This window comes from Huintestinicola sp., assembly GCF_051882455.1.
GTDB lineage: Bacteria > Bacillota > Clostridia > Oscillospirales > Ruminococcaceae > Huintestinicola.
Map to the genome: position 1 here is coordinate 1 of NZ_JBJERV010000049.1, position 25,516 is coordinate 25,516.

Sequence of the window (25,516 nt, forward strand, 5' to 3'; positions counted from 1 at the left end):
GTTTTCAAACTATTATACTACATTATTACCCGCTTGTCAAGAGGTTTTTCTTATTATTTGAAAATAACAGTATTGAAAAGCAAAAGAGGATATGATATAATAAATTAAACGATAGTCATTTATTTAGAAAATGCAGAAGAGCTTTTCATCGGGTCGGATATTGCAAAGCCCGACAGCTTTGAGAAGATCATGAAATGACGTCAGAAAATTGTACGATAAAAATTTACAGGGAGGAAGAAATTATGCCCAGAATAAAGCATATAAAAGCAGATCTGCTTTCCGATGAAGAGCTTACCGCCGTATCGGATATGTTCGATAAGGCTGAGCGGAAAATGGACGAAAAGCTTATGGAAGAGATAGCCCGCCGCAAAGAAGGTATGGTGAAAAACAGTACGGGATTGTGGGTGCCCTATGAGCCGGATAAGCAGTAATATGATATGAACACAGCGCTTCGGCTTAGCCCGTTTTATTCAAAAAAATGCAGACCGTCATTTCTCTCGTGACGGTCTGCATTTTTTTCTGTCAGTTTTGGAAATTTCGATCTGTCCGATCTGGTTATTGGAATTATTTACCGGCGATCATATCCGCAGTCTTAGCCTGCTCGTAAGCCATATCGTAGAAATGCTCCTGACTGTTTGTTTTTTCATTGTCATTTTCCACGCGGACATAATTTCCATCGCTGCGGAGCTCCCTTGCCTGAATGTTGTCCGACATTATCTTATCAAACATATAAACTATCTGCTCTCTTATGCATTCATCATAAACGGGGGCTGCGACTTCAACTCTGCGGAGAGTGTTTCGTGTCATAAGATCGGCAGATGCAATATAAATTTTTGCCGATTCACCTCTGCCGAAAATATAGATCCTCGAGTGTTCAAGGAAACGACCCACAACGCTTATCACCCTGATATTTTCCGTTTCGCCGGAAACGCCCGGGATAAGACAGCATATTCCTCTCACGGCAAGCTCGATTTTAACTCCTGCCTTTGAAGCCTTGATAAGCTCGTCAATAATGGTCTTATCGGTAAGAGAATTTATCTTCACGCCGATATATGCATCTTCGCCCTTTCCGGCAAGAGCTATCTGCTCGTCTATCATTTCAATTACCCTGTTCTGGAGGCAGTTTGGTGCAACAAGAAGAGCTTCGGAGGATTTTACCGTTGTGTCGGAAGCAAGGGCATTGAATACATCGTTGGCATTTCGTCCGATGGTGCTGTCTGCGGTCATAAGGGACAGGTCGGTATAGATACGGGCAGTTTTTTCGTTGTAATTTCCCGTGCCGATCTGTGTGTAATATTCAGGTTCACCGTTAATATTTTTCGTGATAAGGCACAGCTTTGAATGGACCTTGAAGCCGTTCAGACCATATATTACCGTACAGCCCGCAGCCTCAAGACGGCGAGACCATTCGATATTGTTTTCCTCGTCAAATCTCGCCTTCAGCTCAACAAGGACAAGCACGTTCTTGCCGTTTTCGGCGGCTTCGATAAGAGCGTTTACCACTTCGCTGTTTTTTGCGACTCTGTAAAGGGTCATTTTTATGGATACAACATCTTTATCGCAGGCTGCTTCGTGAAGCATATTCAAGAAAGGCTTTATGCTGTCAAAGGGATATGCAAGGAGCTTGTCTCTTTCCCCGATCTGCTCAAGGATAGGTCTGCCCTCAACAAACTGCGCCGACTTCTGGGGTATTCTCTTTGGATAGAAAAGCTCGGACTTCTGCCGCAGGTGATCCTGCAGGTCATACACAAAGGAAAGGTCGAGAGGAGATATATTGCGGAAAACATATTTCCGCTCAATGTCCATATATCTGCAAAGCTTCTCGACTATCTCCTCGTCAAGCTCTCTTGAAAGCTCAAGACGAACGGGAGAAAGTCTTTTCCTCTGCCTGATGATATCCGCCATAAATTCACGGTAGTCCAGGTCCTCATCGTAAAGTGCGTCTGCGTCAATATCCGCATTTCTTGTAACACGCATAAGTGATTTTGATTTAACGGTATATTCCTTGAACACCCGGGGAACAAAATGCAGTATAAGCTCCTCGGAAAGGATATATGTACCGCTGTTTTTGCCTACCTCGATAAGACGGGGGATAACACCGCTGCCGCAGGGGATTATTCCGATCTTTTTCTTTCCGCTTTTCTTTTCAAGCACAGCCGCCGCATAGATATCCTTGTTTTTGAGGAATGGGAAGGGCTGCCTTTCGCCCACGATAACGGGAGAAAGAAAGGGGGCTATTTCCGAATTGAAATATTCCTCAAGATGCTCATTTTCCTTTTTGTCAATGTTTCTGAAATTGACTATTCTGACGTTGTGTTCCTCAAGCCTGCCCATCAGCTTGCCGTAAACGATGTCTTTACGCTCGTTTAGGGTATGAACCCTGTCAAGGACTGCGTCAAGCTGCTCCCCGGCGGTCATATCAGTCTTATTTTCACGGATATTTTTATCAACAAGCATCTGGTCGATAAGGGAGCCTACTCTCACCATAAAAAATTCGTCCAGGTTGCTCTGATAGATAGACACGAAGGAAAGCCGCTCGCAAAGAGGATTTTTCTCGCTTTCAGCCTCCTCAAGAACTCTCTCGTTGAATTTCAGCCAGGAAATTTCCCTGTTCATATAAACCTTTTTTTCGCACACTGCTGTTTTGCTCATTTCAAATCGCTCCATTTCCCTGCATTGTTATCCTAATGCACATCAGTAATTATAACGCCCTTTTGTAAAATCTGAAATCAGGGTAATGTATGATCTGTGTAAAATTATCGAAGCAAAAAGATCCGCACACATTTCTTGTGAAGACAGGTTCTCATATCACATACAGCGCATAAAACATTCTGTGCCTGCCTTTTCCTACAACTGCTCCTATCAGGCTCCTGTCCGGTCCCGATATATCGTAAATTTCTTTTGGCACACATATAAGCACAGGTCCCGAGCATACATAAAAATAATCCTTTGAATCATCGCCCGAATTGTCCGTAAACAGGCGTGTTCCGTCTATCCTGAACGAGACTGCACGGATATTTTCTCTTTGCTTTACACATTTCATCACACGATGGAGCCTGATACTTTCCCTTATTATTGAATAAGTGAAATAGCAGAACACAGCGGCAGGCAGAGAAATAAAAACAAGTATCTGACTGATCTTAAATCCGAAGCTCAGACATATTAAAACGAAAAGCAAAGCAAATACGTCCATAATTACCGATGGCAGCAAGGGAGAACGGCTCAGCTCATTTTTCTTAACGGCATACTTAAGCTTTCGGAAAAATTCATCGTCGCATTCTGCCGCATTGTCATAAGAAGCTGTATTTTCAAAATTACGGCAGATCGCTCCGTTGTGGGTCTGGATATTGCCGCTCTTGTCCAATCCCTTCTTTTCGTTTTTATCAATTCTCCTGTAAAATACCGGATTTGAATAAACCATAATTATGACCATTCCTTTCTTGAGAGTTTTGTTTCTTTGTCGGCAGACAAAGGAACAAAACTCGGTCCCCTGATCTTTGATTTTCAAACTTTTCTCCCCTTAAAAATGTAAAAGTTCTGCAAAGCATATTTTAATTTTAATCGCTCTGTGTAAAATCCGAAATCGTCCGAATGTAAATTTTCAGAAAAGCTGTTTTTGGACTTTATCTGCGATCTCTCCGGGATTTTACATAAGTGTGATAGTGGATTTTACATAGGTATATTACAATTATTTATAATTATTTTTCAAAATGCAAAGCTGAGCATTATTAAAAGAAAGAAGAAAAAATGTATGAAAGTATATAATCACCTTTATAAGAACAAGCAGAAATTTGATGTTTTCCTCAATGGCACAGGAATTGACAGAAGCAAGCAGGCGCTTATCCGAATACACAGCTCGGTCCATTCGGCTGAGGAAATAAGCACACTGTCGGCGGAGATAGGCAGGCTGCTGCCTAACGCAAGAATTATCGGCTGCTCCACGTCGGGAGTTATTCTTGACGGAAAGATATTTCCGGATTCCTGCCTTGTGTCAATCACAACTTTTGATAAATGCGGAGTGGAGTCTGTTTTCATTGATAAGCCCAAAAATGAAAAACAATTATGCGCGGAGCTTTCCGAAAAGCTTATCAAAGGCAGGAGCGGTTTTCTGCTTATCTTCCTGCCTGCGGGATATACCAAGGGAATAATGCTTGCCGACCTGATAAATGAAAAAGCTCCCGGTGTAAAAATGCTGGGCGGAGCGGCAGGCTATAAAGCGAAGAAACGCCGTTCTTATGTGCTTGAAGGCAGTATGACCTCCGATAAGGCGGTCTCGGCGGCATTTATTTCTTCCGATGAGCTGTACGTATATGAGAATTTTGTGTGCGGCGCCGACAATTCGGGAAAAAGCTGTACGGTGACAAAATCACACAAATGCTGTCTTGAAAAGATCGACGGAGTGAGCGGCGCAAAATGGTATTCGGAATTTCTCGATAAAACAGAGCTTGAAAATGACCCCGAGCTTTCGGTCTTATTTCCGATAATAAGGGAAGATGATATTCAGATACCGTATTTTGTGAAATACGAGCATAAAAAAGAAGAACGTCCGGAGCTTTCCTGCGAGCTTCCGAATGGTTCGAGAATTTATTCGGGATATTTTGACCCTCAAAAAACTCTGGGTGAAATGCGGACGGTCTATAAGGAACTGAAACAAGCACCCTCGGAGCTGCTATTTGCATATGATTGTCAGTCGAGAATGATAGTAATGCACAGCTGCGCAAAATGGGAAACGGAGCAGTTTACCGCCACCAACATCAGCGGCGCACTGCTGTCGGGAGAGATAGTACAGAGAGATAACAAAAATTATTTTGCTAATTTTACCTTTGCCGTTGCCTGTCTGTCTGAAAACGAAAGCGCTCATATTCCACTCAGAAGCAGAGATTTTTCCGACTCCTCGGCTATTCGTCAGAACAATGTGAAGGCGGTGAATTATCTGCTTGCTTCGGGAAACAGACAGCTGAACGAGCAGCTTGAAAATCAGCAGAACAAGATAAAAAATTCTCTTCTCCGGAATGAAGCGCTGGGGCTTGATAATCAGTTCTGCTATCTCGGCGAAAGAGAGAATATACACCTGGATAAGATAGCTCTGTATGTTCTGAACAATGAAAAAATGGTAAAGCTGTTCGTGGGACGAAAGGAAATTTTTGAAGAACTGAAAAAGGTTTACGGCAATGTTTCCGCAAGGCTCAATGAGTACGGAAACATTCATATTTACAGCTATGAGACCTCGTCCCTGCTTATTGCTGCCGACGATAGCATAAGCACGGATAAATTTGAAAAAATTGCAGAGGACACGCTCAGATATCTTAATTCTATCTCATTAAATGATGTTCGTCTGTCCTATGAATGTGCTGCCGTGGAGGATAAAAATGAGCCGCTCCACAAGGCGGAAACAGCCTTGCAGTACGGCTCGGAGCATAATATGTCCTTTGTAAAATACGGACAGATCGCCGACAGCATAATGGATAAAACGGAAGAGATACACATCCTTCAGGTCATACGTGACGCACTTTCGGAGGAGCGTGTGGTGCCCTATTTTCAAGGCATCTACGATAATGCCGAAAAGCGCTTCGGACTGTACGAATCGCTGATGAGGATATCGGATAAAAACGGTAAGATATATTTTCCCGGTCAGTTTCTTCCTGTTGCAAAAAAATATGACCTTTACGAGCTGCTGTCGGTGATAATGGTGAAAAAAGTGATGAAAATGTTTATTGACAGCGATGTAAAGGTGACTGTAAATCTCAATGTCCGTGATATTTACGACCGTGAAATGATAAAGGTCATTTTCAAATATCTGAACAAAGCCGCTCACCCCGAGAATTTTATTTTCGAGCTGGTTGAATCGGAGGAGGTCACCGATTATCAGTACATAAAGGAATTTGCCGACAGGATACATGAAAAGAATGCAAAGATAGCCATTGACGATTTCGGCAGCGGTTTTTCAAATCTTATGCACATTATCCGCATTGACGCTGATTTCCTGAAGATCGACGGCGAAATAATCCGCTCTATCTGCGATGATGAAAAGTGCAGGCAGTTTGTGGGAATTATCACAAGCTGGTGCGGCAATCAGCAAAAGCAGGTAATTGCCGAATTTGTGGAAAATGAAAGGATACAGAGCATCATTGAAGAAATGGGTATAAGATACTCTCAGGGATATTATTTTTCAAAGCCTGAGCCCCGGGAGCACTATCAGAACAACGAATAGCTCATACTGTTACCGTACCAATGCTATTTTTTCATATATTTATCAATACCTTTTAGGAGGCGTTATACTAATCTTTAATCGGTCAAAGCCGTTTGTCTGCGTTGACATAAAATTACCTGTGTGATATAATAATTTTAACTTGCTTTTAATCAGAATTTTATCCCGTCAGCACGGGAATTTTAATGCTGATATGTTATAATGCATAAGGCGGTTAAAAAATGATCCACTTCCGCTTTGAATGGGGTATTTTTATGAAACGTTATGAGCTTACGGCGGCACAGCAAAATATAGATGAACTTCAGAGATTTTACAGGGGTACAAGCATTTCGGTCCTTTGCGGAGCGGTCATTTTTGAGGAAAAGCTTGAAAGGGATATCCTTATGCAGGCATTATGTATCCTTATCCGAAGGAATGAGGCTCTGCGGCTCAGGTTTTGCACCGAGGGCGGAAAAACGGTGCAGTATGTAAGCGGGGAATACGGCGATGGGATATGCTTTAAAAAATTTTGCTCACGGGACGAGATGAGAGCGTATTGCAGCGAGCAGGCGCGTATACCCTTTGAGATGAACGGCTCGGAAATGTGTCGGATAACCGCTTTTGAGCTGCCCGACAGGTCGGGGATAATGCTTTGTGCGAGCCATCTTATTGCTGATGCGTGGACATACAGTATCCTTGCAAAAGAGGTTTATGAAATATACAGCGGGCTTTGCGTGGGAGAAAGCATTGACGGCGGGGTGCACAGCTTTACCGAATGTATCGGGAAATATAACGAATATCTGTCATCGGAAAAATATAAGGCTGACTGCAAATACTGGTCGGAGAAATACAGCTGTGATATTGAAGAAACTCCCGTAAGGATATGCCGAAGGGGCAGTGCGGGGGCGGCTGCGGACAGGTATACTTTATCTTTATCGGCGGAGCTTTCACAGGCGGCGGATATGTTTTGCAGGGAAAACTGCATTTCATCGGCAGCGCTTTTTGAAAGCGCAGTGCTCATTTATCTTTCAAAAATAAACAGGGAGAGCCGCGCCGTCACCATAGGCGTGCCTGTGCTCGGAAGGAGCGGCGCAAAGGAGAAAAGCACCGCAGGAATGTTCATTTCCACCATACCCCTTACCGAGGCGGTATGTGCAGATGAAAGCGTAATTTCTCTATGCAGAAAAACTGCGGATATCCACAGGGAGAGCTTCAGGCACATAAGGCTCCCATACGGCGATATCCTGCGCATGGCAAGGGAACGGACAGGCTTTTCGGGACGGCTTTTTGATGTTATGGTAAGCTGTCAGAACGGAAAGACTCATATCCCCGCAAAAACCGAATGGTTCTCAAACGGATACTGTGAAGTGCCGCTGGCTATACACATTGACGACCGTGACAGCCTTGACAGCTATACTGTCACCATTGAATATCAGACGGATATTTTTCCCTGTCGTGATGAAATACGGCTTTTGGCGGAAAGGCTAAAGCATATTATCGGGCAGATGATATCTGACGGGGAAAGGGCTGTGAAGGATATTTCTGTTCTTCCCGATGAAGAATTTGAAATGCTCGTTCATGGCTTTAACAGCACAGCCGCCGCATATGAAAAGGATAAATGCGTTTACGAAGCATTTTCCGAGCTTGCGGCAAAATATCCCGACAAGGTCGCTCTTGTTTTCAGACAGAAGGAATATACATACGGACAGCTTGACAGTATGTCCGACGCTCTGGCGCATTTTCTGCATGAGAAGGAAATCGGCGCAAATGACGTGGTGCCCATAATTTCCCGCAGGAGCCCCTATATCATTATTGCAATGCTTGCGGTTTTAAAGGCGGGGGGCGCTTATATGCCCGTTTCTCCCGACTATCCTGCGCAGAGAACGGAGTATATGATAAAAAGCGTACAGGCAAAGCTTGTGCTGACCTGCGGCTGCAGTTGTGGGGCTGTGGAGGAGATAAAGCTTGAGGCTTTTGATTATTCGTACAGCTCTCAAGCCGCACTAAACACGGCTTGCCCCGATGATATGTGCTATGTGATATTCACATCGGGTTCGGAGGGAAAGCCGAAGGGCACGGCGGTCACTCACAGAAATGTGATGAATTACTGCTCACGAAATGAGTTTAATGTGGCAGGCAGGATATTAAAAAAGGATATAACGAGCATCGTGTCGGTGACGGACATCGTATTTGATATTTTCGTGACGGAAAGCATCCTGCCGCTTTTAAATGGTATGGTCATATATCTTGCGGACGATGAGCAGGCGGTCTCACAGAAGGCGCTGGGCAGGCTTATTTCGGAAAGCGGTGCGCAGGTATTGCAGACTACTCCCACAAAAATGAAAAGCTTCCTTTTTGACAAAAATGACCTGGGTTATCTTTCCTCTCTCCGAACCGTTATTCTGGGCGGCGAAGAGCTGCCTGCGGGGCTTTGTGCGGAGCTGAGAAAATATTCGGGTGCAAATATCTACAACATCTACGGTCCTGCGGAAACTACCGTATGGTCATCGCTTGCGCCTGCGGATGAAAATGACATTACTGTGGGAAAGCCTGTGGCTAATACCCGGATATATATCCTTGATGATAAGCTGACGCCTGTGCCTGTGGGAGTAATGGGCGAGATATGCATATCGGGTGACGGTGTTGGGAAAGGGTATATAAATGCTCCCGTGCTTACGGCGGAAAAATTCCTGCCCGACCCATTTTCCGACGGAGATATGATGTACAGAACGGGGGATATGGGACTGATACGCTGTGACGGAAATATTGAGTTTCTCGGCAGGCGTGATAATCAGATAAAGCTTCGTGGACTGAGGATAGAGCTGGGGGAAATAGAAAGCGTTATGAGCAGCTTTGATGGCATTGAACACGCTGCTGCGGTATGCAGGAATGACAGCAGGGGAGAAAAGCTTCTTGCAGGCTTCTATACCTGCAGAAACGGTACAGATGAAAGAGCGCTCCGTACTTATATGTCGGAAAGACTGCCATCTTATATGATACCGAACATATTCATCAGGCTTTCCCGTATGCCGATGACGCAAAGCGGAAAGATCAACAGGAATGAACTGCCCTCGCCCGAGCTTAATACTGCTCTTTCCCACAGAAAATATACTGCTCCCGAAAATGAGACCCAAATGCAGCTGTGCCGTGTCTTTGCAAAGGTGCTCGGTATTCCCGAGGTGGGAACGGAAGAGGATTTCTTTGAGCTTGGAGGCGACAGCTTTTCCGCTATGGAATTTGCAGCTATTGCCGAGGACATGGGTTTTCCTTTTTCGCCCCGAAGCGTATATGAATACCGCACCGTTAAAAAGCTTTGCTCCGTTATTTCGGAGAAGAAAAAACGGAAAACGGTACATAAAAAAATAAGCCGCTTTCCGTTAAAAAGGACGGAAGGCGACTTGAGACTGTTTAAAATGTTCGTTTGGCTGACAAAAAAGATATATAAATTTGAAGTGTCGGGCATTGAGAATATTGACCTCCATAAAAAATATATTTTCTGCCCTAATCACGAAAGCGACCTTGACTGTATGTGGGTATGGGCGGCTCTCAGCGGGCATATTGACATAAATGACGCCTGCGCGCTTATCGCGGCGGAGCATCTTGACAAAGAGGTCTCACGGCGTGTTTTCAGGCTCTCGGGAGGTATCCCTATTGACAGAAGGGGGGATTTTTCAGCTTCTCTGAAACGGGCGGTATCGGTTTTGAAAAATGAAAAAAGATTTCTGCTTATTCACCCTGAGGGCACCCGTACCAGAGACGGAAGGCTTGGCTCCTTCAAAAAGGGTGCGGCTTTGATATCAAAAAGCTCGGGTGCTGCTATCATTCCCGTTTATATCGGCGGGGCGGGGAAGATATATCCCGTTAACAGGAAAATACCGAGAATATTTGACGCTTTCGGAATGAGAAAATATCCCCTTCGCATAGCTTTCGGCACGCCTGTGGAGCCTGACAGCAGACCTGCGGAGCTTATTACCGAGGAGGTAAGGCGGCAGATATGCGATATGAAAAGGAATGGGTGACTGCGCAGAAATATAAATTCGGCAGGGTCATATTCATTTCATACCCTTCTTTTTACATGGTTTTTACGCAGATTTCCTTTGACAATATTCCCGTACAGAATTATAATTAGTATAAGAATACACATATTGTAAGGGGATATTTTTATGCGGTTTAATGAAGATCTGAGGGAATATTCCGATGCTTCACGATTGCCCGATCTTTATCAGTGCTGCGGAGAACCCGTAGATCCCAGACTGAGACGATACATATTTGACGGAGAACCCTGCGAATATAACGAGAAAATGCGGTCAGCTCTGAAAAAATACACCTTCCGCGACCGCATTGTAAATATATTCGTTATGTTGATAGCGCTTCAGCTTATCCTTTACACTATATCAGCTTCTCTTCAAAGCGAAAAGGATATGTCCCTTTTTGCGTTCATTGCCATAAGCGTCCTTGTGCTGCTGATAACCGTGTTTGCCTGCAGAGAATATGCAAACAATGTGGCTGTCAAAGCAGCAGACAGGGGAGAAGTGCAGTGTTTCAGATACAATTTTTACGGTATCTCCCGCTATGAAATATCAGACACGGAGAATGGCACCACCAGATTTTATTATGCAGATCTGGGGGATTTTCTGGTAAAGGTATCCTCGGACAAACAGTTTCCGTCTAAGGTGATAGGACTGGTCATAAACGTAAAGGGAACGGAGCATTTTTATCTTCTTGAATAATTCTTCTTATTTGTAATATGAAAACAGCTGGCATTTTATCATGCCGTTGTAAAGCTTTCTCCGCTTGTCGGCACGCTTGCCGAAGAATTTCTCAAAGTCCTCGTGGGGGGCGATGACCGAGCAGGGGTGAGCCTTGTCCGCAAGGAATACTCTGCCCATCGTTTCGTAAAGCTTTTCGGCTTCCTTTATTTCAAGGAGTCTTTCGCCGTAGGGAGGATTGCATACGGTAAGGGTATTTTCCCTGTTGCCATAATCCTTGATGTCCGCTTTCTCAATTTTTATCCTGTTGCGAACTCCTGCCTTGGCGCAGTTGTCCGTTGAGAGAGCCACACATTCGGGGTCAATGTCATAGCCGTAGGCATAAAAATCGCTGTCCTTTATTATGCTGTCCATTGCACGGGTACGTTCCTCACGCCAGCTTTCCGGAGAAATGCAGTCCCATTTCTCGGCTGCAAAGGTTCGCTTTAAGCCGGGGGCAATGTTAAGAGCCTTGTACGCAGCCTCGATAAGCAGAGTGCCGCTGCCGCAGAAGGGGTCGCAGAAAACTGTGTCCCTTCTCACCTGGGCAAGGTCAATGATACCTGCCGCAAGAGTTTCCTTAATGGGAGCGGCGTTGGAGCTGCGGCGGTAGCCTCTTTTGTGAAGTCCTGCGCCTGAGGTGTCAAGGTATATGGAAGCCTTGTCCTTTAAGATGTTGAACTGTATCTGATGAACTGCTCCCGTTTCCTCAAAATAGCTTACATGATAAACGCTTTCAAGCCGCTTCACAGCTGCTTTTTTTATGATGGACTGGCAGGCGGGGAGGCTTGAGAGCTGAGAGCTTATGCTGTGACCCTTAACGGGGAATGCGTCGCTTTTGCCGATAAATCGCTCAAGGGGCAGGGCTCTTACGCCCTCGAAAAGCTTATCGAAGGTGTCCGCTTCAAACTCGCCCAGAAGTATCTGCACTCTCTCGGCTGTGGCAAGGCAGAGATTTGCCCTGGCTATCATATTTTCATCGCCCTCAAAGGTCACACGTCCGTCGGTGACGGAAATATTTTCTCCGCCGATCTTTCTTGCCTCGAAATTCAGAACGCTTTCAAGCCCGAAATGACAGGGGCAGCTGAGTTTTATCTTATTATCCATAAATTCAATCCTTAATTATAAATTTTTTCTCCCCGTTTCAGGCGGGGAGAAATTTTTTTGATCAGTTATTTTCGTCATCGAGCAGCTCGTCGGTAAGGCGGTCAATGTCGATCGCGTCGGGGGAGATTGTGGTTATAGCCGCTTCGGTTATTTCGGGAAGCTTGGGTGCCGCAGAATGACCGCCGCATTTGTTGCATACGGGAGGAACGTTTGTGGATTTGTAATAGCCCACATTTCCCGTAGGACAGCTTCCGCTGGCGATAAGACCGGTGTTGGAGCAGTAGTAAAGCTCCTTGACGGTTTCGCACTGGGGAAATTCCGTTCTTGTGCCTGCCTCGGCAATGTCGCCGAAAATGTTTTTCCAGAGCTGAGCGGAGCCGTAATAGGTTCCCGACTTGACGGTCCTGTTGTCATCATAGCCGTACCATACGCCGCTGACGTAATCGGGAGTGCAGCCTACGAAAAGGGTGTCTCTCCAGTCCTGAGTGGTACCTGTTTTTCCCACAACGGGAACATTGTTCAGCTTTGCAGCGCGTCCTGTACCGTTGGGACCTTCAATTACAGTCTGCATAAGCTTGTTCATAACGTATGCGGACTCCTCGCTGATGGACTGGATAGGAGTGTACTGATGCTGGAGGATTATCTCGCCCGAGGGGTCGATAACGTGGGTGTAGGAGGTGGGAGCGAAATACTGTCCGCCGTTTCCGAAGGGCTGATAAGCCGCCACAAGCTCACGGAGATATATACCCTCTGTAAGAGCACCCACCGACATAGGCGAAAGGTTTGCGTCATAAGCCGTAAGGGTGGATATCTGATATTTGTTCATTACAAATTCAAATACATTCGCTGCTCCCGCACCTTCAACAAGACGGGCGGAAACGGTGTTGAGAGACCTCTGGAGAGCCTGGAAGGTAAAGTAGGAACGTCCGCTCCAGACATTGTCAGCGCTTGTGGAGCTGTAGTTTGTAGGCCATTTTCTTGTCTGACCGGGATTGTTCTCATCGGGTATCTCAATAGGAAGGTCCTGGATAATGGTGGACCAGGTTATAAGGTTGTTTTCGATGGAGTAGGAATAGCCTGCAAGGGGCTTGAAGCAGGAGCCTGCCTGTCTTTTTGCCATAGTTGCACGGTTGAAGATGTTCGAGCCTGCCTTCTCACCGATACCGCCTGCCACTGCAAGAACGTTGCCCGTATAGTCCATTACGATGAACGCCGACTGAGGAGGGTCGCTGAGAACGCTGTCCGAGAATGTGGTGTAGTCACGGTATTTTTCCTCTATCTTCTCCTGCATCTCAATGTCGATGGGGGTGTGGATAGTGTAGCCGCCGTTGTAGAGCATATCGCTGGCAGCATCGAAATCAACGCCGTAAAGCTCCATAAGGTCAAGGGTAACGTCCCTTATGACCATATCCACATACCAGTTCTGTATCTCGTTTGTGGTCTTGTCCTGGCTGGGGTCTCTGAAATGAAGCTCCTCGTTTATAGCTTCCTCGTACTGCTCCTCGGATATAGCGGCATTCTTGTACATTGCCTTTAAAACAAGCTCCTGACGCTCCTTGTTAGCCTCGGGGTCGGCAAAGGGATTGAGCCTTTCGGGGCTTTTGGGGATAGCCGCAAGGCAGGCGCCCTCGGCAAGGGTAAGCTCGGAAACGTCCTTTCCGAAGTATTTCAGAGAAGCCGCCTGGATACCCGATGCACTTCCGCCCATACCGACGCAGTTAAGGTAGGCTTCGAGTATCTCGTCCTTGGTTCGGTAGCGCTCAAGGTCGCTGGCACGGAAAATTTCACGCATTTTTCTGTCCCAGTTGCTGTCGTCATCACCGGAAACGTTCTTGATGAGCTGCTGGGTGATGGTGGAACCGCCCTGTCGGCTGCTGTAGATAACGCCGCCCAGAATTTCGTTGAGGAATGCACCGAAGGTACGCTTCCAGTCAACGCCTGCGTGCTCGTAGAAACGCTCGTCCTCGATGTAAACAAAGGCGTCGCGGACGTGTCTCGGAATACGCTCGATGGATATGGGGATACGGTTTGCGGCACGGCTTATCTTTGTCAGCTCAACATCATTGCCCTCCTTGTCCTGACCGTAGATGAAGGTGGTGTAGGCAAGGTCAAGGCTGTCCAGATCGATATCGATAGGCGTGCTTTCACGAAACTGCATCACATACAGCGTAAGAGCCGCTGCAATGATGGAAACGCTTATCACCGCGATAAGGATAAGCGACAGCAGCACCGTTCCGATGACAGTAAGGGTCTTGCGGATGGGGCCTGCTTTTTTCTTCTTTCTTTTTTTCTTTTTGCTTTCAGCGGAAGAAGCCTTTTCGTCTGCCATATGGGCAGGCTTGCTTGCGGCTGTTTTCTTTTTGTTCTCGCTGCTCAAGGGTAATTGCCTCCTTTAAGGTCGCAGTATATACGGCAGTTGATAGCTGCTCTGTGAATGGATATATGTAAGCGTATATAAATACATTATATCATATTCTTTCAGCCATTTAAAGGCTTTTTGGCATATTTCATTATTTGTTAATAAAATTTGAGCAATAAAGGTAAATCTTAGGTTGACTCAGAGGGAAAAGTAGTATATAATTGAAATTAGTATTTAATAAGACGGGTGATGAAATGGGAAATTTCTATGAGAACGAAACGGAATGTGAAAAGTGCATAGCCCTTTTCCATACTTCTTCGGGAAAAAAGAAGCAGCTGTATCTGGAGGAGCTTTGCCGCTTTAAAACAAAGTCGGCGGACAAATTCTGGAGCGACAGGATAACCGACGAGCGCTTTCTCCCTTATATAATGATGTGCCGCAGCGATGAGTTTTCCGACTATTGTGCGGGAAGGCTCAGCGATTTCCTTGACAGGGTGCTGGAGGGAATGGAGTACAGGGACGCTGTGAATGAGCTCTATTTCCTGCTCCATGCCTGCCTTTTCAAGGAGTCGGACAAAATGACCGATGTATATGCCAAGGCGGCAAGAAATTATAAAAAGCTGCTCAAAATGGGGCTTAGCTGGAGCGGCGATATTATTTCTCAGACAGGTCAGCCGCCCTTTCTGTACGCAAGATATCTTGCCGAAAGGGAGCAGAACTGCGAAAACACGTTCTTTACCGCTCTTACCGACATGATCATCCTCACCATGGCAAATGCCATAGAGACCGATGGTGAGTACGAGACCTTCACAGACAAGGTGAAGGAGCTTTACGAGCTTTATCCCGATGTGTTTGCCGAGGCAGGCTTTTTCGCATATTTTATAAAGGACACCTCCGCCGCATACGATAAATTTTCCTATCTCCTTGAGGACCCTGCGACATATCCCGGGATATTCTGGGTTTTAGACGGTCTTTCCTGGGAAAATAACGGATATGTACAAGGCTCGCCCACATATTTTGCAGGTCCCGACAACGAGAGGCGGCATTTTTCCCTTGTGATAAACAACATTGATATCAGATGGTATAAATTCTTTGCCGAGAAGGCTCTTGAGGACGTGAAGGGCTTCACAACAGATGACCCCTTCTTTTACAGCGTGTATCTCAGAAGCTTTTCCGTTCGTATGATAGAGCTTATCGCCCCCGGAAACGAGGAGACCATGGAATACAGCCGGAAATATTTCAGGGAAAGCGCTGTGCTTGGCGGAAATCCTGCGGATTTTGCAGGGCTTCTGCAGTGCGGCTGTATCAAAGATGTTAACGACCTTACAGAGCTCTGCCTTGACATTGCAAAGCAGATATGCAGCGGCAGACAGCGCTACTGTTACCATATCCTGTTCCACTTTTTCAGAGAGTTTTCAAGGGAGGACAGGCTTGCCGCAGCAAAGAAAACGGCAGAGTATCTTTCGGAGAATGAACATTCCGAGCGTCTTGCGGCTCAGAGAAATGTATTTTTTGAGCAGTATGACGCATTTGTCCACGATGAACAGAGCTTCTTTGAGGGCGAATAAATCACGCCTTGCTCTTTGAATTGTGCATTTTATAGATAAGGGCGGAAATAATAGTAATGCCTATCTCCACCCCTGCGCAGATGAGAAATTCGGGGGACAGAGGCTCGGTTATTGCTGAGCCCATTATGGTGGTGAGGATAAAGCCCGGAGCGGTGCCGAGGAAGGTGCCCAGAAGATATTTTTTGTAATCAAACCTGAGGCTTCCCATAGCAAGGCTCACGATATCATAGGGCAGACAGCTTATTATCCGCAGGAAAAAAGCTCCCGAAAAATGTCGGTCCTTGCTGAACTCCTTTATCATATCGATCTTTTTGTATTTTACAGCAAGCCTGTCCACCGCCTCGCTTTCGGCGTATCTTCCGATAAGGTAGGGAATGGTCGCCATTATTATTATCCCCGCAAGATTTAGGGGAATGGCAATATAAACGGGGAATATGGCTCCTGCTGCCGCCGCAATGAGCACCATGGGGAAAAAGTAGGAAAGGGATTTCAGAGCGTACATCACAAGTATCACTGCCGCTGCCGCAGCAGGCTCCGAGGGGGTGTAGTTCAGTATCTGCTCTAAGGTCATATGCCTAAAACGGGTCACATACAGCGCTGCCATTATCCCTATCATCAGCAGGGGAGAGAGCTGCATAGCCCTTTTCAGTATAATTTTTATCATAGCTTTCATTTACATCATTCTTTCAAAATTGTAAATTTATGTAAAATAAACAGTAAATATCCTGCTGATTATATTATATCACTGTCCGCCATATTTTCAATAGCTGTTAAGTGATATAATTGTGTTAAAAAGATGAAAGTAACAAAATTCCTTGTATTTTGAGGAAATACGTGCTATAATGTAAACAGTCACCAAAACAGCGCTGTAAGGAAACGGCGCAAAGGAGGCATTATTTTGTTTGACTATACAGGCAGTGAATGTAAGTCCTGCGGAAAAAAATTCACCTCTGATGACGATATAGTGGTCTGCCCCGACTGCGGCACGCCCTATCACCGTGAGTGCTGGAAAAAAGAGGGAAAATGCATCAACACCGAGCTTCACGAAAGCCACAAAAGCTGGAAGGAAACTCATGAAGAGGAAAAATCGGGAGCCGTATGCAAGAAATGCGGCAATTCTCTGAAGGAAGATCAGCTTTTCTGCGACAAGTGCGGCGCTCCCACCGACTTTTTCTTTTTGCAGGGGGGCAAGCCCGATGAAAACGTTCGTGAAGAAGCCCCGGGTTCGGAAAATATAGACCGCGCAATGGAGGACGTTTATCCCTTCATGATAAATTTCTCTGACCCTCTCTGCGGCTTCAATCCCGATGAAAAGTACGATGATACCGTTACCGTCAGGGATATGGGCGATTTTGTTGGCTCAAACACCCATTATTATCTGCCGAAGTTCAGAAATATGCGGCACCTTAATTTAAAGCTCAGTATGAATTTCCCGGCAATGTTTTTCCCCGAGCTTTATTTTGCCTACCGAAAAATGCCCCTTGCCGCAGTGCTTGTGCTGATACTTAAAACTATAATCGGCTTTCCCGCAATGGCAATATCCACTCAGGCAATGTTTGAAGATGAGATGTACAGAACGATGTTCACTCAGATGTATCCGTACATTTCGGATATTGTTGAAAAGCTGCTTTCCCTCGACCTGACTCACGGCTCGTTCATGACGCTGTACAACTTCACAAATATCCTTGAATTTGCGGGCATATTTATTTTTGCGGGATTTTCCAATTATTTCTATTACCGTCATTCCCTTAACAAGGCAGCGCAGATCAAAAACCGGGCATTATCCTCGGGCGGCAATGTTTCCTTTGCCTTAAAGCAGGGCGGAGGAGTTTCGGCGGCTCTGCTGATACTGTTTATCGCACTTGATATAGTAATGCAGTTTCTGTCGATGGCAGCGGTATTTCTTATTGTGTAACGCTGCTTGACAAGCTTCCCCGGATATGGTATAATTTTACAAGTTCTATAAATGGAGGAAAACACAAATGGTTATTATCGAAATGGAAAACGGCAAGCAGATAAAGCTTGAGCTTTATCCCGACAAGGCACCCATCACCGTGGAGAACTTTGAAAAGCTCGTAAAGCAGGGCTTTTATGACGGACTTATTTTCCACAGAGTTATAAGCGGCTTTATGATACAGGGCGGCTGTCCCGAGGGAACAGGCATGGGCGGCCCCGGCTGGCATATCAAGGGCGAGTTTGCCGCAAACGGCGTTGAGAATGACATAAAGCACACCAGAGGCGTTATCTCAATGGCACGTTCCATGATGAAGGACAGCGCAGGCTCCCAGTTCTTTATCATGCACAAGGACGCTCCCCATCTTGACGGTCAGTATGCCGCATTCGGCAAGGTAGTTGAGGGAATGGACGTGGTCGATGAGATCGCAGCTTGTCAGACCGACTACAGCGACAGACCCGTTACCGAGCAGAAAATGAAGAAGGTCTACATCGCAGACTGATAAGACACGATAATACTTATACTCATTTCCGCCCGTGAAGCGAATTTTCACGGGCGGAAAATTTTTTTCTTAAAACCCCTTGACAAATCATATACAAGTTGGTATAATGTGTATAATGTATATATACAATTGAGGTGCCATATGGATATAATCATCAGTAATTCCTCGGGACAGCCTATTTATGAGCAGATATCCTCTCAGATAAAGGCTATGATAATGCGGGGAGAGCTGTCGGAGGGGGACCCCCTGCCATCAATGAGAACTCTCGCCGCAGAACTGAGGATAAGCGTAATCACCACAAAGCGAGCCTATGAGGAGCTTGAACGGGACGGCTATATCGAGTCCTACACAGGCAGGGGAAGCTTTGTAAAGGGGCAGAATACCGAGCTTATCAGGGAGGAAAATCTCCGTCAGACTGAGGAGCATTTAAAGCAGGCGTGCATAAAAGCAAAGCTGTGCGGAGTTGGGCTTTCGGAGCTGAAAGAGATACTTGAACTAATTTACGGAGGTGCGGACAATGAATGACTTTGATAATGCCATTGAAATAGTCGGTCTTACCAAAAAGTATGACGGCTTTACCTTGAACGATGTGAGCTTCAATGTTCCAAAAGGGAGCATAATGGGCTTTATCGGACAAAACGGCGCAGGCAAGACCACCACAATAAAGGCAATTCTTAATATCATCAAGGCGGACAGCGGAAAAATAAACATTTTCGGTATGGACAATACCGAGCACGAGTACGAGATAAAGGAAAACATCGCCGCCGTGTTTGACGAGCTGCCCTTTCACGACAGCCTCAGCGCAAAGCAGCTTGAAAAAATTTTAGGCGGCATATACAAAAGCTGGGACAACGCAAAATTCAAGGAGTATCTTGAGCGCTTCTGTCTCCCAGAAAAAAAGCCCTTTGGCAAGTTTTCAAAGGGAATGAAAATGAAGCTCCAGATAGCCGCAGCCCTTTCCCATAACGCAAAGCTGCTGATAATGGACGAGGCTACAACAGGTCTCGACCCCGTTGTAAGAGACGAGATACTCCACATCTTCCTTGAATATCTCCGGGACGAAAACAACAGCATTTTAATGTCCTCTCACATCACCAGCGACCTTGAAAAAATAGCTGACAGCGTCACCTTTATCGACAAGGGCAGACTGCTTCTCACGGGCTACAAGGACGATATCATCGCAAATCATGGAGTTCTAAAATGCAGCCGCTCGGACTATGGAGCCATTGACAAATGCGATATTGTCAGCGCAAGAATATCCGATTTCGGCGTGTGCGTGATGGTAAGCGACAAGAACGCCTGCGAAAAAAAATATCCGGGAATTGTTATGGACAATACCACCCTTGACGAAATAATGGTCTACTATGTAAATGCCGACAAGAAGGAGTGGACGTGATGACAGGGCTTATATACAGAGAGCTTTATCTTACGAGAAAGACCTACATAAGCGCATTTTTCACATATCTTCTTATCACTCTGCTCTTAGTGCTTATAAACCTCAGTATATCCTTCGGAAATCTTCGGGATATCATATCCGCCGAGAACGGAGAGTCAACGAAAAATATCCTTTTTTATATAAGCGTTATCATACCCTCGGCGGTGCTTTATATAATGTCGGCGGCAAATTTTGAGCTTGTTGACAAGGATCTGACCACAAAGTGGCTGACCTATCAGTACACTATTCCGGTCAGCACAAAAAAATGTGCCTTTGTAAAAATACTGATAATCACCGTATCCATCATCCTTGCCTTTGCCATGTCAATGGCAAATATGGCATTATTCTGTACCCTTTACGGAAGAAGTCCCGACAGGATACTTATGGGAGTTCTCACATTCCTGATGCCCCTTACCGCCCTGGGCGCCATTGCACTCGTTTCCCTGACCCTTCTTTTCAGAAATTCCACAGCGGCGGCAATGGCAATACTTGTGACGGCGTTCGTTATAGCATATCCCTTTATGATGAAGCTTATTATAGCTTCGGAAGGCGATTCTGACAGCTTTTCGTTAATGCCCTATCTCAATAAAATAGCGGATCTTACCTGCTTATATCCGTTTATCGCCATAGTGACCCTTGCCATAGGACAGCTTGTGCTGACAAAGGCGCTTGGCAGACGCGATAATTACCGCATAAAGGCGAAAAAGGAGGCGGCAGAAAAATGAGCGGACTTATCTTCAAGGAATTTTATCAGAACAGAAAGCTTCTGTGGTTTATATTTTTCCCTTTTCTGCTTATCCCGGGAACGATCGTCTCGGAGGCGGCAAAAGGCACTCCCGAAAACAGCATTATGATGTCCGTAATGCTCTATGAGGTCATAATAATATTTTTCGGATATATGGTGACCGCAGAAATGATGAAATACGACGAGCGCAGGGCGTGGGCAGCATTTATCGTTTCAACCCCGCAGGCTGCAAGGGGACAGGTGGCTTCAAAATACAATTTTTCTCTTATCGTTCTTGTAGGCTCGGTTTTTGTCAGCTATATCTATGATGTAATTGCCTGTGCCGCAGCAGACCTTGATTTTTCGGCACTGCCCTTTACTTCAAACCTGTTTTTCCTGCTGATATTTATGCTGTCGGTGGAGATACCCTTCAGCATACGCTTCGGCAGCGTTAACGGAAATAAATACCGCGCAATGATAGTAGTTCTTCTTCTGTTTGCAGGAATGGTATATTTTCTTTTCGGAGACCTGAGCATATTCGGAGAGCCCGAAAAAATAGCTGAAGGACTGATAAAGATCATAAACGGCGAAGGAGTACCCGACCCACTGCTTATAATAATGGGCATATTTCCCTATTTCAGCATGGCGATGTTCTATTTATCCTACAAGCTTTCCTGCCGCCTTTATATAAAGGGCATTGAAAGCTTTGAAAAGTGAGGTGTGCAGAGGAATGACTTCGGATAAAAAAATTACCGTACTGAGAGTGATAATTTTCACCGTAATATCCTACGGCATAGTTATAGCAAGCACAGCAATTTTCGGATATATGGAGAACACCTTAGGCTGGAAGATATTCGGCTTTTTCGGCATAGCCTTAGCCCCCGCCGCCGCAAATTATCTCACCAGGCTCATCACAAAGGAAGGCTTCGGGGATAAGCTTTATGCAGCAAATTTCCGCGGCAATATGAAATACTATGTCCTTGCGGCAGTTCTTCCCGTTGTGGTGTATGCCGTCTCCGGAAATATCACAGGAATGGCATTCGTACCCGATTACAGCGTTTCGGAGGTTCTAAGCGGCGATAACATTACAGTGATCGTCTATGAGGTACTGCGTATCGTCTCCACAAGCATTGTGATATTCCCTCTATATTTCGGAGAGGAATACGGCTGGAGAGCCTATCTCACGCCAAAACTTATGACCCTTATGCCAAAGCCTGCTGCCCTTATCATAAGCGGTATTATCTGGGGAATGTGGCACGCCCCCATAGTGTATCTGGGACACAATTTCGGCACGAATTACAGCCTTTTCCCCTATGGCGGATATATTGTAATGTCGGTCTACTGCATATTAGTAGGCTGCCTGTTAACCTGGCTCACCGAAAAAACAGGCTCCATATATCCTGCCTGCATATGCCACGCTGTGAACAATAATATTGGGACATTTCTGCTTTCGGTATTCCTGTCGGCAGGAATGACCGATGAGATTTATTCGGCAAAGCAGTTTGAGATAGTTTCACTTGACCTTCTTCCCATGGCAGTCGTCTGCATACCCTTTATGATACTTCTTCTCAGAAAAAATAAACAAACCGAAAATACCTGAAAAAATGCCGCCTGTAAGGACATCCCTTACAGGCGGCGGTTTTATGTAAAAAAAATAAATCAAAGGAGCAAAAGCTGATTTTCCTTGGCAATGCGCTTGATACGGTAAATTTTGCGCTTCTTGTCCTTTTTAAATCTGTTCCTGTCCTCTTCAAAGGCGGTGCCTCCGAGAGAAATTGAAGCGTCGGGAGCGGAGCCTGCGGCAGTCATGCCTGCGCCGCTTTCAATATTTTCGGCAGAAACGGAAACCTCGGGGTCCTTGTAGGAAACCAGCGCAAATACGGAAAAATGCTTGGTGTTGAATGAAATGGTGTCCTTTTTTATCTTTCCGTCAAGTATAGCAATGGAGCCATCGTCCTCAAGACGAATGACCTTCAGGTCGTCAAGATGGTTCTGCATATCCTCGGGTATGGGCAGGGTGATATCTGCGGAATATCCTTCGGAAAGCTGAAGCAGATACTTTCCCTCGGTGGTGTAAAGGGACACGTCCACAGGCTTGATATTAAGATCATCTGTAGAGATTCCGTAGCCGCCGAAAGCGGAAATAACATCCTCAAGATATCTGGGAGACTGCCTGAAATCAGCAGTAACGTCCTTTTTCAGCGTGCGTATGTTTAGGGTGATATCGTAATCCTGTGACTCCTCTGCAAGACCCGCCAGAGTGACCTTTTCTGCGATCTCCTCGGGAGTGGCGGCAGTCCTGGGCTTGGGGGGGAGCTTTGTCCAGGGCTTTGGCAGCTCTTTTGTCTCCTGCACCTCGGGAACCTCGGGCTCATCGGCATACACTGCTGCGCCCGAAAAGGGAACGCTCATAAAGGCAAATGCAGAGGAAAGGAATACCGCCGCTATCCTGCTTCCGAGAGGACGGAAGGGCGCGCTTACAGCAGCTTTCAGCTTTTCACCGGCTTCGCATATTTTAAGCCTGACATATTCGGCAGAGTAGATCACAGACACTGCGGCAAGGCAGGGATATTTCGCCCAGCTGTGCCTGCGTGCAAAATCGACAGCCGCTTCTGCCCTCATATTCGCTTTTTCCGATGAAATGAGCATAATTCTGACATATCCTTTCCGAGAATATCTGCATAAATATCAATGATAATGTGATTATCTCCGACTGTTTCGTCGGCAATGGCAAACGGGTCATACCCGTACAATTATATTATACCTTTTCCGACGGGATTTGTCAAGGATTTTGTGCAAAAAAAGAGCGCCGTTTGACCGACGCTCTTTTAATATTTATCTTTTTTTATTTATCCGTTTTGTTGTTGTATATCTTTTGCCATATCAGGTAACAAGAAGACCTGCAAGACCCTGATTTACCTTGTTCTGATCCCAGTCCTTGGGAACGAGCATATAAACCACGCCGCCGTTGTACATAGGAGTGAGGATAACATCGTCGGAATTCTTCTTGGTAGGAGTCTTGGAGTAGATGGTGTAGTAGTCGAATGTTCCTGTGTCGGCATTTACAATATCGTTTCTCTTGAGGACATCGTACTTTTCGGGGAGAAGCATATACTTTGTTACGCCCTCTCTTGTATTGAACCACATCCAGACCTTATCGGTAGATTCGATGGGAACGGGATAATTTGTGGAAACGGTGTAGTAAGCAGATGAAGATGTTCCAAGGTCCTTGTTCATATACTCCTTGAAGAGAGCCTCGTCATAACCGAGAGGAAGGAGCATATATCTTATGGTTTTCTTTCCGTCAATGATCTTTGTCCAGGACTGAACGATATCGGTAGGTACCTGAGATACGGGCTTTATGGTGTATACAAGCCATGTGTCGAAGTAGCCTCTGTAGGTTGCGATAGCGTCGTTGACCTTAGCCTCATCGTAATTTGCGGGAACAAGTACGTAGCAGGTCTTTGTGATGCCCTGAACATAAGCGGTAAACTCAATGATCTTGTCGGTAGAAGCCTTCAGTGCGGGACGGCTCTCGCTTACGGAGTAGTAACCGCCCAGAGAAATGCCGGAGTCAGCCGCAATGATCTCGTTGAGCTTTTCTTCCGAATAGTTGAGAGGAAGAAGGATGTATCTTGTAACAGCCTTGTAATTTACGGTAGCAGTCCAGCTCTTGACGATATCTGTAGAACGGAACTTCTTGCCTTCGGGGGACTTGTTGTAAACCTTCCAGTATTCAACAGTGCCTGTGTAGTCAGCTACAACGGTGTTGTATGTGGGAGTATCGGGAGAAGCGGGGAGAAGAACGTATCTTGTGACAGACTTTCCGTCAACTGTAGCGGAGAATTTGTTGATAGAATCGGTGGAAGCTGGCTTTGCAGGTTCAACATCGTAAACGGTGTAGTATTCGTAAACCTTGCTGTCAGCAGCAACTGCGGAATTTGCCTTAGCGATATCGTAGTTTGCGGGAACGAGCATATATTTGGTCATCAGCGTCTTGCTGTCAGTCCACTTGAGGATAACATCGCCGTTTGCCTGCTTCTGGGGAGGAGTGGTGCATACTACATAATAGCCCGAGCCTGAAACAGTGACTGTTATCTGCTTCTTAACGGCGGGATTGTCCTTACGAGTAAGGGTAAGAGTGGTAGTGCCTGCCTTGAGACCGGTTATTCCGAGAGTGCAGTAGCCGTCCTTCCATGTGCCTTCGGTGAGCTTTGCGATGGTGTTGTCGCCGAATGTGTAGTCGACCATATTGTTCACATCGCTGTAGATAACAACGGAAGCCTGGGAGTCTACCTTAGTGGTAACGGAGGTCTGGCTTGTGAGAAGCACAGCGTCATTGCCCTTGACTGTTACCTTGATGGTAGTGTATACATCGGGATATTTTGTCATAGAGATCTTGACAGTAGTGCTGCCCGAGCCCTTAGCGGTGAGCTTGAGGCGGATATCGTCATTTTTCCAGGGCTTTACCCATGAAGCGGTAACGATGCTCTTATCGCCGGAGGAAGCCTTGATGCCGTGGGAACCCTTGGCTCTTACGGTAACATATTTTACCTCGTCCTTTTCGAGTTCAACTGATTTTGAGCTGAGGGATAACTTTCCGCCAACGACCTTTACGTTGCAGGTGAGAAGAGTGCCGCCCACGTTTGCGGTGATGATGGCAGTGCCCACGCTCTTTCCAACGACCTTGCCCTTGCTTGAAACGCTTGCAACGGAGGTGTCCGAGGACGACCATGTAGCGCTTGAGCCGTCAGTTACCTTTAAAGTAACGCCGTAGCCCTTGGTGACTGTGATGCTTGTTGCATTAAGACCCAGAGCGGAGACTTCCGATGGGAAAGTAACGAATGTCAGAGCCATCAGAAGGGCAAGCAGTAAACTGACTGCCGCTTTTAAATGATTTCTTGTTGCTGTCATTATAGTTCCTCCTTTTTA

Annotated in this window: 19 protein-coding genes; 12 read left to right on the forward strand and 7 right to left on the reverse strand. The window is 45.9% G+C overall.

Going from position 1 to position 25,516, the window contains the following annotated elements:
- Positions 1–242 precede the first annotated feature (242 nt).
- On the forward strand, positions 243–431 hold the full coding sequence (locus ACI4J0_RS06465; RefSeq protein WP_439764997.1) for a hypothetical protein: 189 nt from the start codon (positions 243–245) through the stop codon (positions 429–431).
- Positions 432–564: 133 nt separating this feature from the next.
- Here ACI4J0_RS06465 and ppk1 read toward each other — a convergent pair whose 3' ends face one another.
- Both ppk1 and ACI4J0_RS06475 read right to left on the reverse strand, forming a co-directional pair.
- On the reverse strand, positions 565–2,652 hold the full coding sequence (gene ppk1 / locus ACI4J0_RS06470) for a polyphosphate kinase 1 (protein WP_439764998.1): 2,088 nt from the start codon (positions 2,650–2,652) through the stop codon (positions 565–567).
- 151 nt (positions 2,653–2,803) lie between these two features.
- Positions 2,804–3,421, reverse strand: coding sequence for a hypothetical protein (locus ACI4J0_RS06475; RefSeq protein WP_439764999.1), 618 nt, complete (start codon positions 3,419–3,421; stop codon positions 2,804–2,806).
- Between the two features lie 330 nt (positions 3,422–3,751).
- Here ACI4J0_RS06475 and ACI4J0_RS06480 point away from each other — a divergent pair, with 330 nt between their 5' ends.
- The 3 genes from ACI4J0_RS06480 (at position 3,752) to ACI4J0_RS06490 (ending at position 10,917) form a co-directional block, all read left to right on the forward strand.
- Positions 3,752–6,211: an EAL domain-containing protein gene (locus tag ACI4J0_RS06480; RefSeq protein WP_439765000.1), complete on the forward strand. Its 2,460-nt coding sequence runs from the start codon at positions 3,752–3,754 to the stop codon at positions 6,209–6,211.
- Between the two features lie 251 nt (positions 6,212–6,462).
- The gene (locus tag ACI4J0_RS06485) at positions 6,463–10,206 is read left to right on the forward strand and encodes an amino acid adenylation domain-containing protein (RefSeq protein ID WP_439765001.1); all 3,744 of its coding nucleotides are present in this window, start codon (positions 6,463–6,465) and stop codon (positions 10,204–10,206) included.
- A gap of 144 nt (positions 10,207–10,350) precedes the next feature.
- Entirely contained in the window at positions 10,351–10,917 is a 567-nt protein-coding gene (locus ACI4J0_RS06490) for a hypothetical protein (protein WP_439765002.1), read from the forward strand.
- A 6-nt stretch (positions 10,918–10,923) separates the two neighbouring features.
- Here ACI4J0_RS06490 and ACI4J0_RS06495 read toward each other — a convergent pair whose 3' ends face one another.
- Together ACI4J0_RS06495 and ACI4J0_RS06500 are read right to left on the reverse strand one after the other, a co-directional pair.
- A complete protein-coding gene (locus tag ACI4J0_RS06495) occupies positions 10,924–12,042 on the reverse strand; it encodes a THUMP domain-containing class I SAM-dependent RNA methyltransferase (protein WP_439765003.1) in 1,119 nt (372 codons plus the stop codon).
- Positions 12,043–12,103: 61 nt separating this feature from the next.
- Positions 12,104–14,419: a transglycosylase domain-containing protein gene (locus ACI4J0_RS06500; RefSeq protein WP_439765004.1), complete on the reverse strand. Its 2,316-nt coding sequence runs from the start codon at positions 14,417–14,419 to the stop codon at positions 12,104–12,106.
- A 236-nt stretch (positions 14,420–14,655) separates the two neighbouring features.
- Between ACI4J0_RS06500 and ACI4J0_RS06505 the strand changes: the two genes are divergently transcribed.
- Positions 14,656–15,969, forward strand: coding sequence for a hypothetical protein (locus ACI4J0_RS06505; protein ID WP_439765005.1), 1,314 nt, complete (start codon positions 14,656–14,658; stop codon positions 15,967–15,969).
- A gap of 1 nt (position 15,970) precedes the next feature.
- On the opposite strand, the gene ACI4J0_RS06510 is transcribed toward ACI4J0_RS06505, so the two are convergent.
- Positions 15,971–16,633: a TVP38/TMEM64 family protein gene (locus ACI4J0_RS06510; protein WP_439765006.1), complete on the reverse strand. Its 663-nt coding sequence runs from the start codon at positions 16,631–16,633 to the stop codon at positions 15,971–15,973.
- 234 nt (positions 16,634–16,867) lie between these two features.
- On the opposite strand from ACI4J0_RS06510, the gene ACI4J0_RS06515 reads away from it, so the two are divergent.
- The 7 genes from ACI4J0_RS06515 to ACI4J0_RS06545 all read left to right on the forward strand — a co-directional run bounded on the left by ACI4J0_RS06515 (position 16,868) and on the right by ACI4J0_RS06545 (position 22,184).
- Positions 16,868–17,884: an RING finger protein gene (locus ACI4J0_RS06515; protein WP_439765007.1), complete on the forward strand. Its 1,017-nt coding sequence runs from the start codon at positions 16,868–16,870 to the stop codon at positions 17,882–17,884.
- A gap of 67 nt (positions 17,885–17,951) precedes the next feature.
- Positions 17,952–18,425, forward strand: a complete 474-nt coding sequence (locus ACI4J0_RS06520; RefSeq protein WP_439765008.1) for a peptidylprolyl isomerase — start codon at positions 17,952–17,954, stop codon at positions 18,423–18,425.
- A 141-nt stretch (positions 18,426–18,566) separates the two neighbouring features.
- Positions 18,567–18,950: a GntR family transcriptional regulator gene (locus tag ACI4J0_RS06525; RefSeq protein ID WP_439765009.1), complete on the forward strand. Its 384-nt coding sequence runs from the start codon at positions 18,567–18,569 to the stop codon at positions 18,948–18,950.
- Positions 18,943–19,821: an ABC transporter ATP-binding protein gene (locus ACI4J0_RS06530; protein ID WP_439765010.1), complete on the forward strand. Its 879-nt coding sequence runs from the start codon at positions 18,943–18,945 to the stop codon at positions 19,819–19,821. The genes ACI4J0_RS06525 and ACI4J0_RS06530 overlap by 8 nt, the downstream gene beginning before the upstream one ends.
- Complete coding sequence (locus ACI4J0_RS06535; RefSeq protein ID WP_439765011.1) at positions 19,821–20,585, forward strand: hypothetical protein; 765 nt, start codon at positions 19,821–19,823, stop codon at positions 20,583–20,585. The genes ACI4J0_RS06530 and ACI4J0_RS06535 overlap by 1 nt, the downstream gene beginning before the upstream one ends.
- On the forward strand, positions 20,582–21,301 hold the full coding sequence (locus ACI4J0_RS06540) for an ABC-2 transporter permease (RefSeq protein WP_439765012.1): 720 nt from the start codon (positions 20,582–20,584) through the stop codon (positions 21,299–21,301). The genes ACI4J0_RS06535 and ACI4J0_RS06540 overlap by 4 nt, the downstream gene beginning before the upstream one ends.
- 13 nt (positions 21,302–21,314) lie before the next feature.
- Complete coding sequence (locus ACI4J0_RS06545; protein ID WP_439765013.1) at positions 21,315–22,184, forward strand: CPBP family intramembrane glutamic endopeptidase; 870 nt, start codon at positions 21,315–21,317, stop codon at positions 22,182–22,184.
- Between the two features lie 59 nt (positions 22,185–22,243).
- On the opposite strand, the gene ACI4J0_RS06550 is transcribed toward ACI4J0_RS06545, so the two are convergent.
- Entirely contained in the window at positions 22,244–23,233 is a 990-nt protein-coding gene (locus tag ACI4J0_RS06550; protein WP_439765014.1) for a hypothetical protein, read from the reverse strand.
- Between the two features lie 234 nt (positions 23,234–23,467).
- Positions 23,468–25,498 carry a hypothetical protein gene (locus tag ACI4J0_RS06555; RefSeq protein ID WP_439765015.1) on the reverse strand — a complete coding sequence of 677 codons (2,031 nt, stop codon included), beginning with the start codon at positions 25,496–25,498 and terminating at the stop codon, positions 23,468–23,470.
- Positions 25,499–25,516: the final 18 nt, after the last annotated feature.

Bases quoted from the DNA above. Each gene is read 5' to 3' on its own strand.
- ACI4J0_RS06505 (WP_439765005.1), top strand. From the start codon at position 14,656: ATGGGAAATTTCTATGAGAACGAAACGGAATGTGAAAAGTGCATAGCC.
- ACI4J0_RS06465 (WP_439764997.1), top strand. From the start codon at position 243: ATGCCCAGAATAAAGCATATAAAAGCAGATCTGCTTTCCGATGAAGAG.
- ACI4J0_RS06495 (WP_439765003.1), bottom strand. From the start codon at position 12,042: ATGGATAATAAGATAAAACTCAGCTGCCCCTGTCATTTCGGGCTTGAA.
- ACI4J0_RS06485 (WP_439765001.1), top strand. From the start codon at position 6,463: ATGAAACGTTATGAGCTTACGGCGGCACAGCAAAATATAGATGAACTT.
- ACI4J0_RS06510 (WP_439765006.1), bottom strand. From the start codon at position 16,633: ATGATAAAAATTATACTGAAAAGGGCTATGCAGCTCTCTCCCCTGCTG.
- ACI4J0_RS06475 (WP_439764999.1), bottom strand. From the start codon at position 3,421: ATGGTTTATTCAAATCCGGTATTTTACAGGAGAATTGATAAAAACGAA.
- ACI4J0_RS06525 (WP_439765009.1), top strand. From the start codon at position 18,567: ATGGATATAATCATCAGTAATTCCTCGGGACAGCCTATTTATGAGCAG.
- ACI4J0_RS06550 (WP_439765014.1), bottom strand. From the start codon at position 23,233: ATGCTCATTTCATCGGAAAAAGCGAATATGAGGGCAGAAGCGGCTGTC.
- ACI4J0_RS06530 (WP_439765010.1), top strand. From the start codon at position 18,943: ATGAATGACTTTGATAATGCCATTGAAATAGTCGGTCTTACCAAAAAG.
- ACI4J0_RS06535 (WP_439765011.1), top strand. From the start codon at position 19,821: ATGACAGGGCTTATATACAGAGAGCTTTATCTTACGAGAAAGACCTAC.
- ACI4J0_RS06540 (WP_439765012.1), top strand. From the start codon at position 20,582: ATGAGCGGACTTATCTTCAAGGAATTTTATCAGAACAGAAAGCTTCTG.
- ACI4J0_RS06555 (WP_439765015.1), bottom strand. From the start codon at position 25,498: ATGACAGCAACAAGAAATCATTTAAAAGCGGCAGTCAGTTTACTGCTT.
- ACI4J0_RS06490 (WP_439765002.1), top strand. From the start codon at position 10,351: ATGCGGTTTAATGAAGATCTGAGGGAATATTCCGATGCTTCACGATTG.
- ACI4J0_RS06480 (WP_439765000.1), top strand. From the start codon at position 3,752: ATGAAAGTATATAATCACCTTTATAAGAACAAGCAGAAATTTGATGTT.
- ACI4J0_RS06520 (WP_439765008.1), top strand. From the start codon at position 17,952: ATGGTTATTATCGAAATGGAAAACGGCAAGCAGATAAAGCTTGAGCTT.
- ACI4J0_RS06545 (WP_439765013.1), top strand. From the start codon at position 21,315: ATGACTTCGGATAAAAAAATTACCGTACTGAGAGTGATAATTTTCACC.
- ppk1 (WP_439764998.1), bottom strand. From the start codon at position 2,652: ATGAGCAAAACAGCAGTGTGCGAAAAAAAGGTTTATATGAACAGGGAA.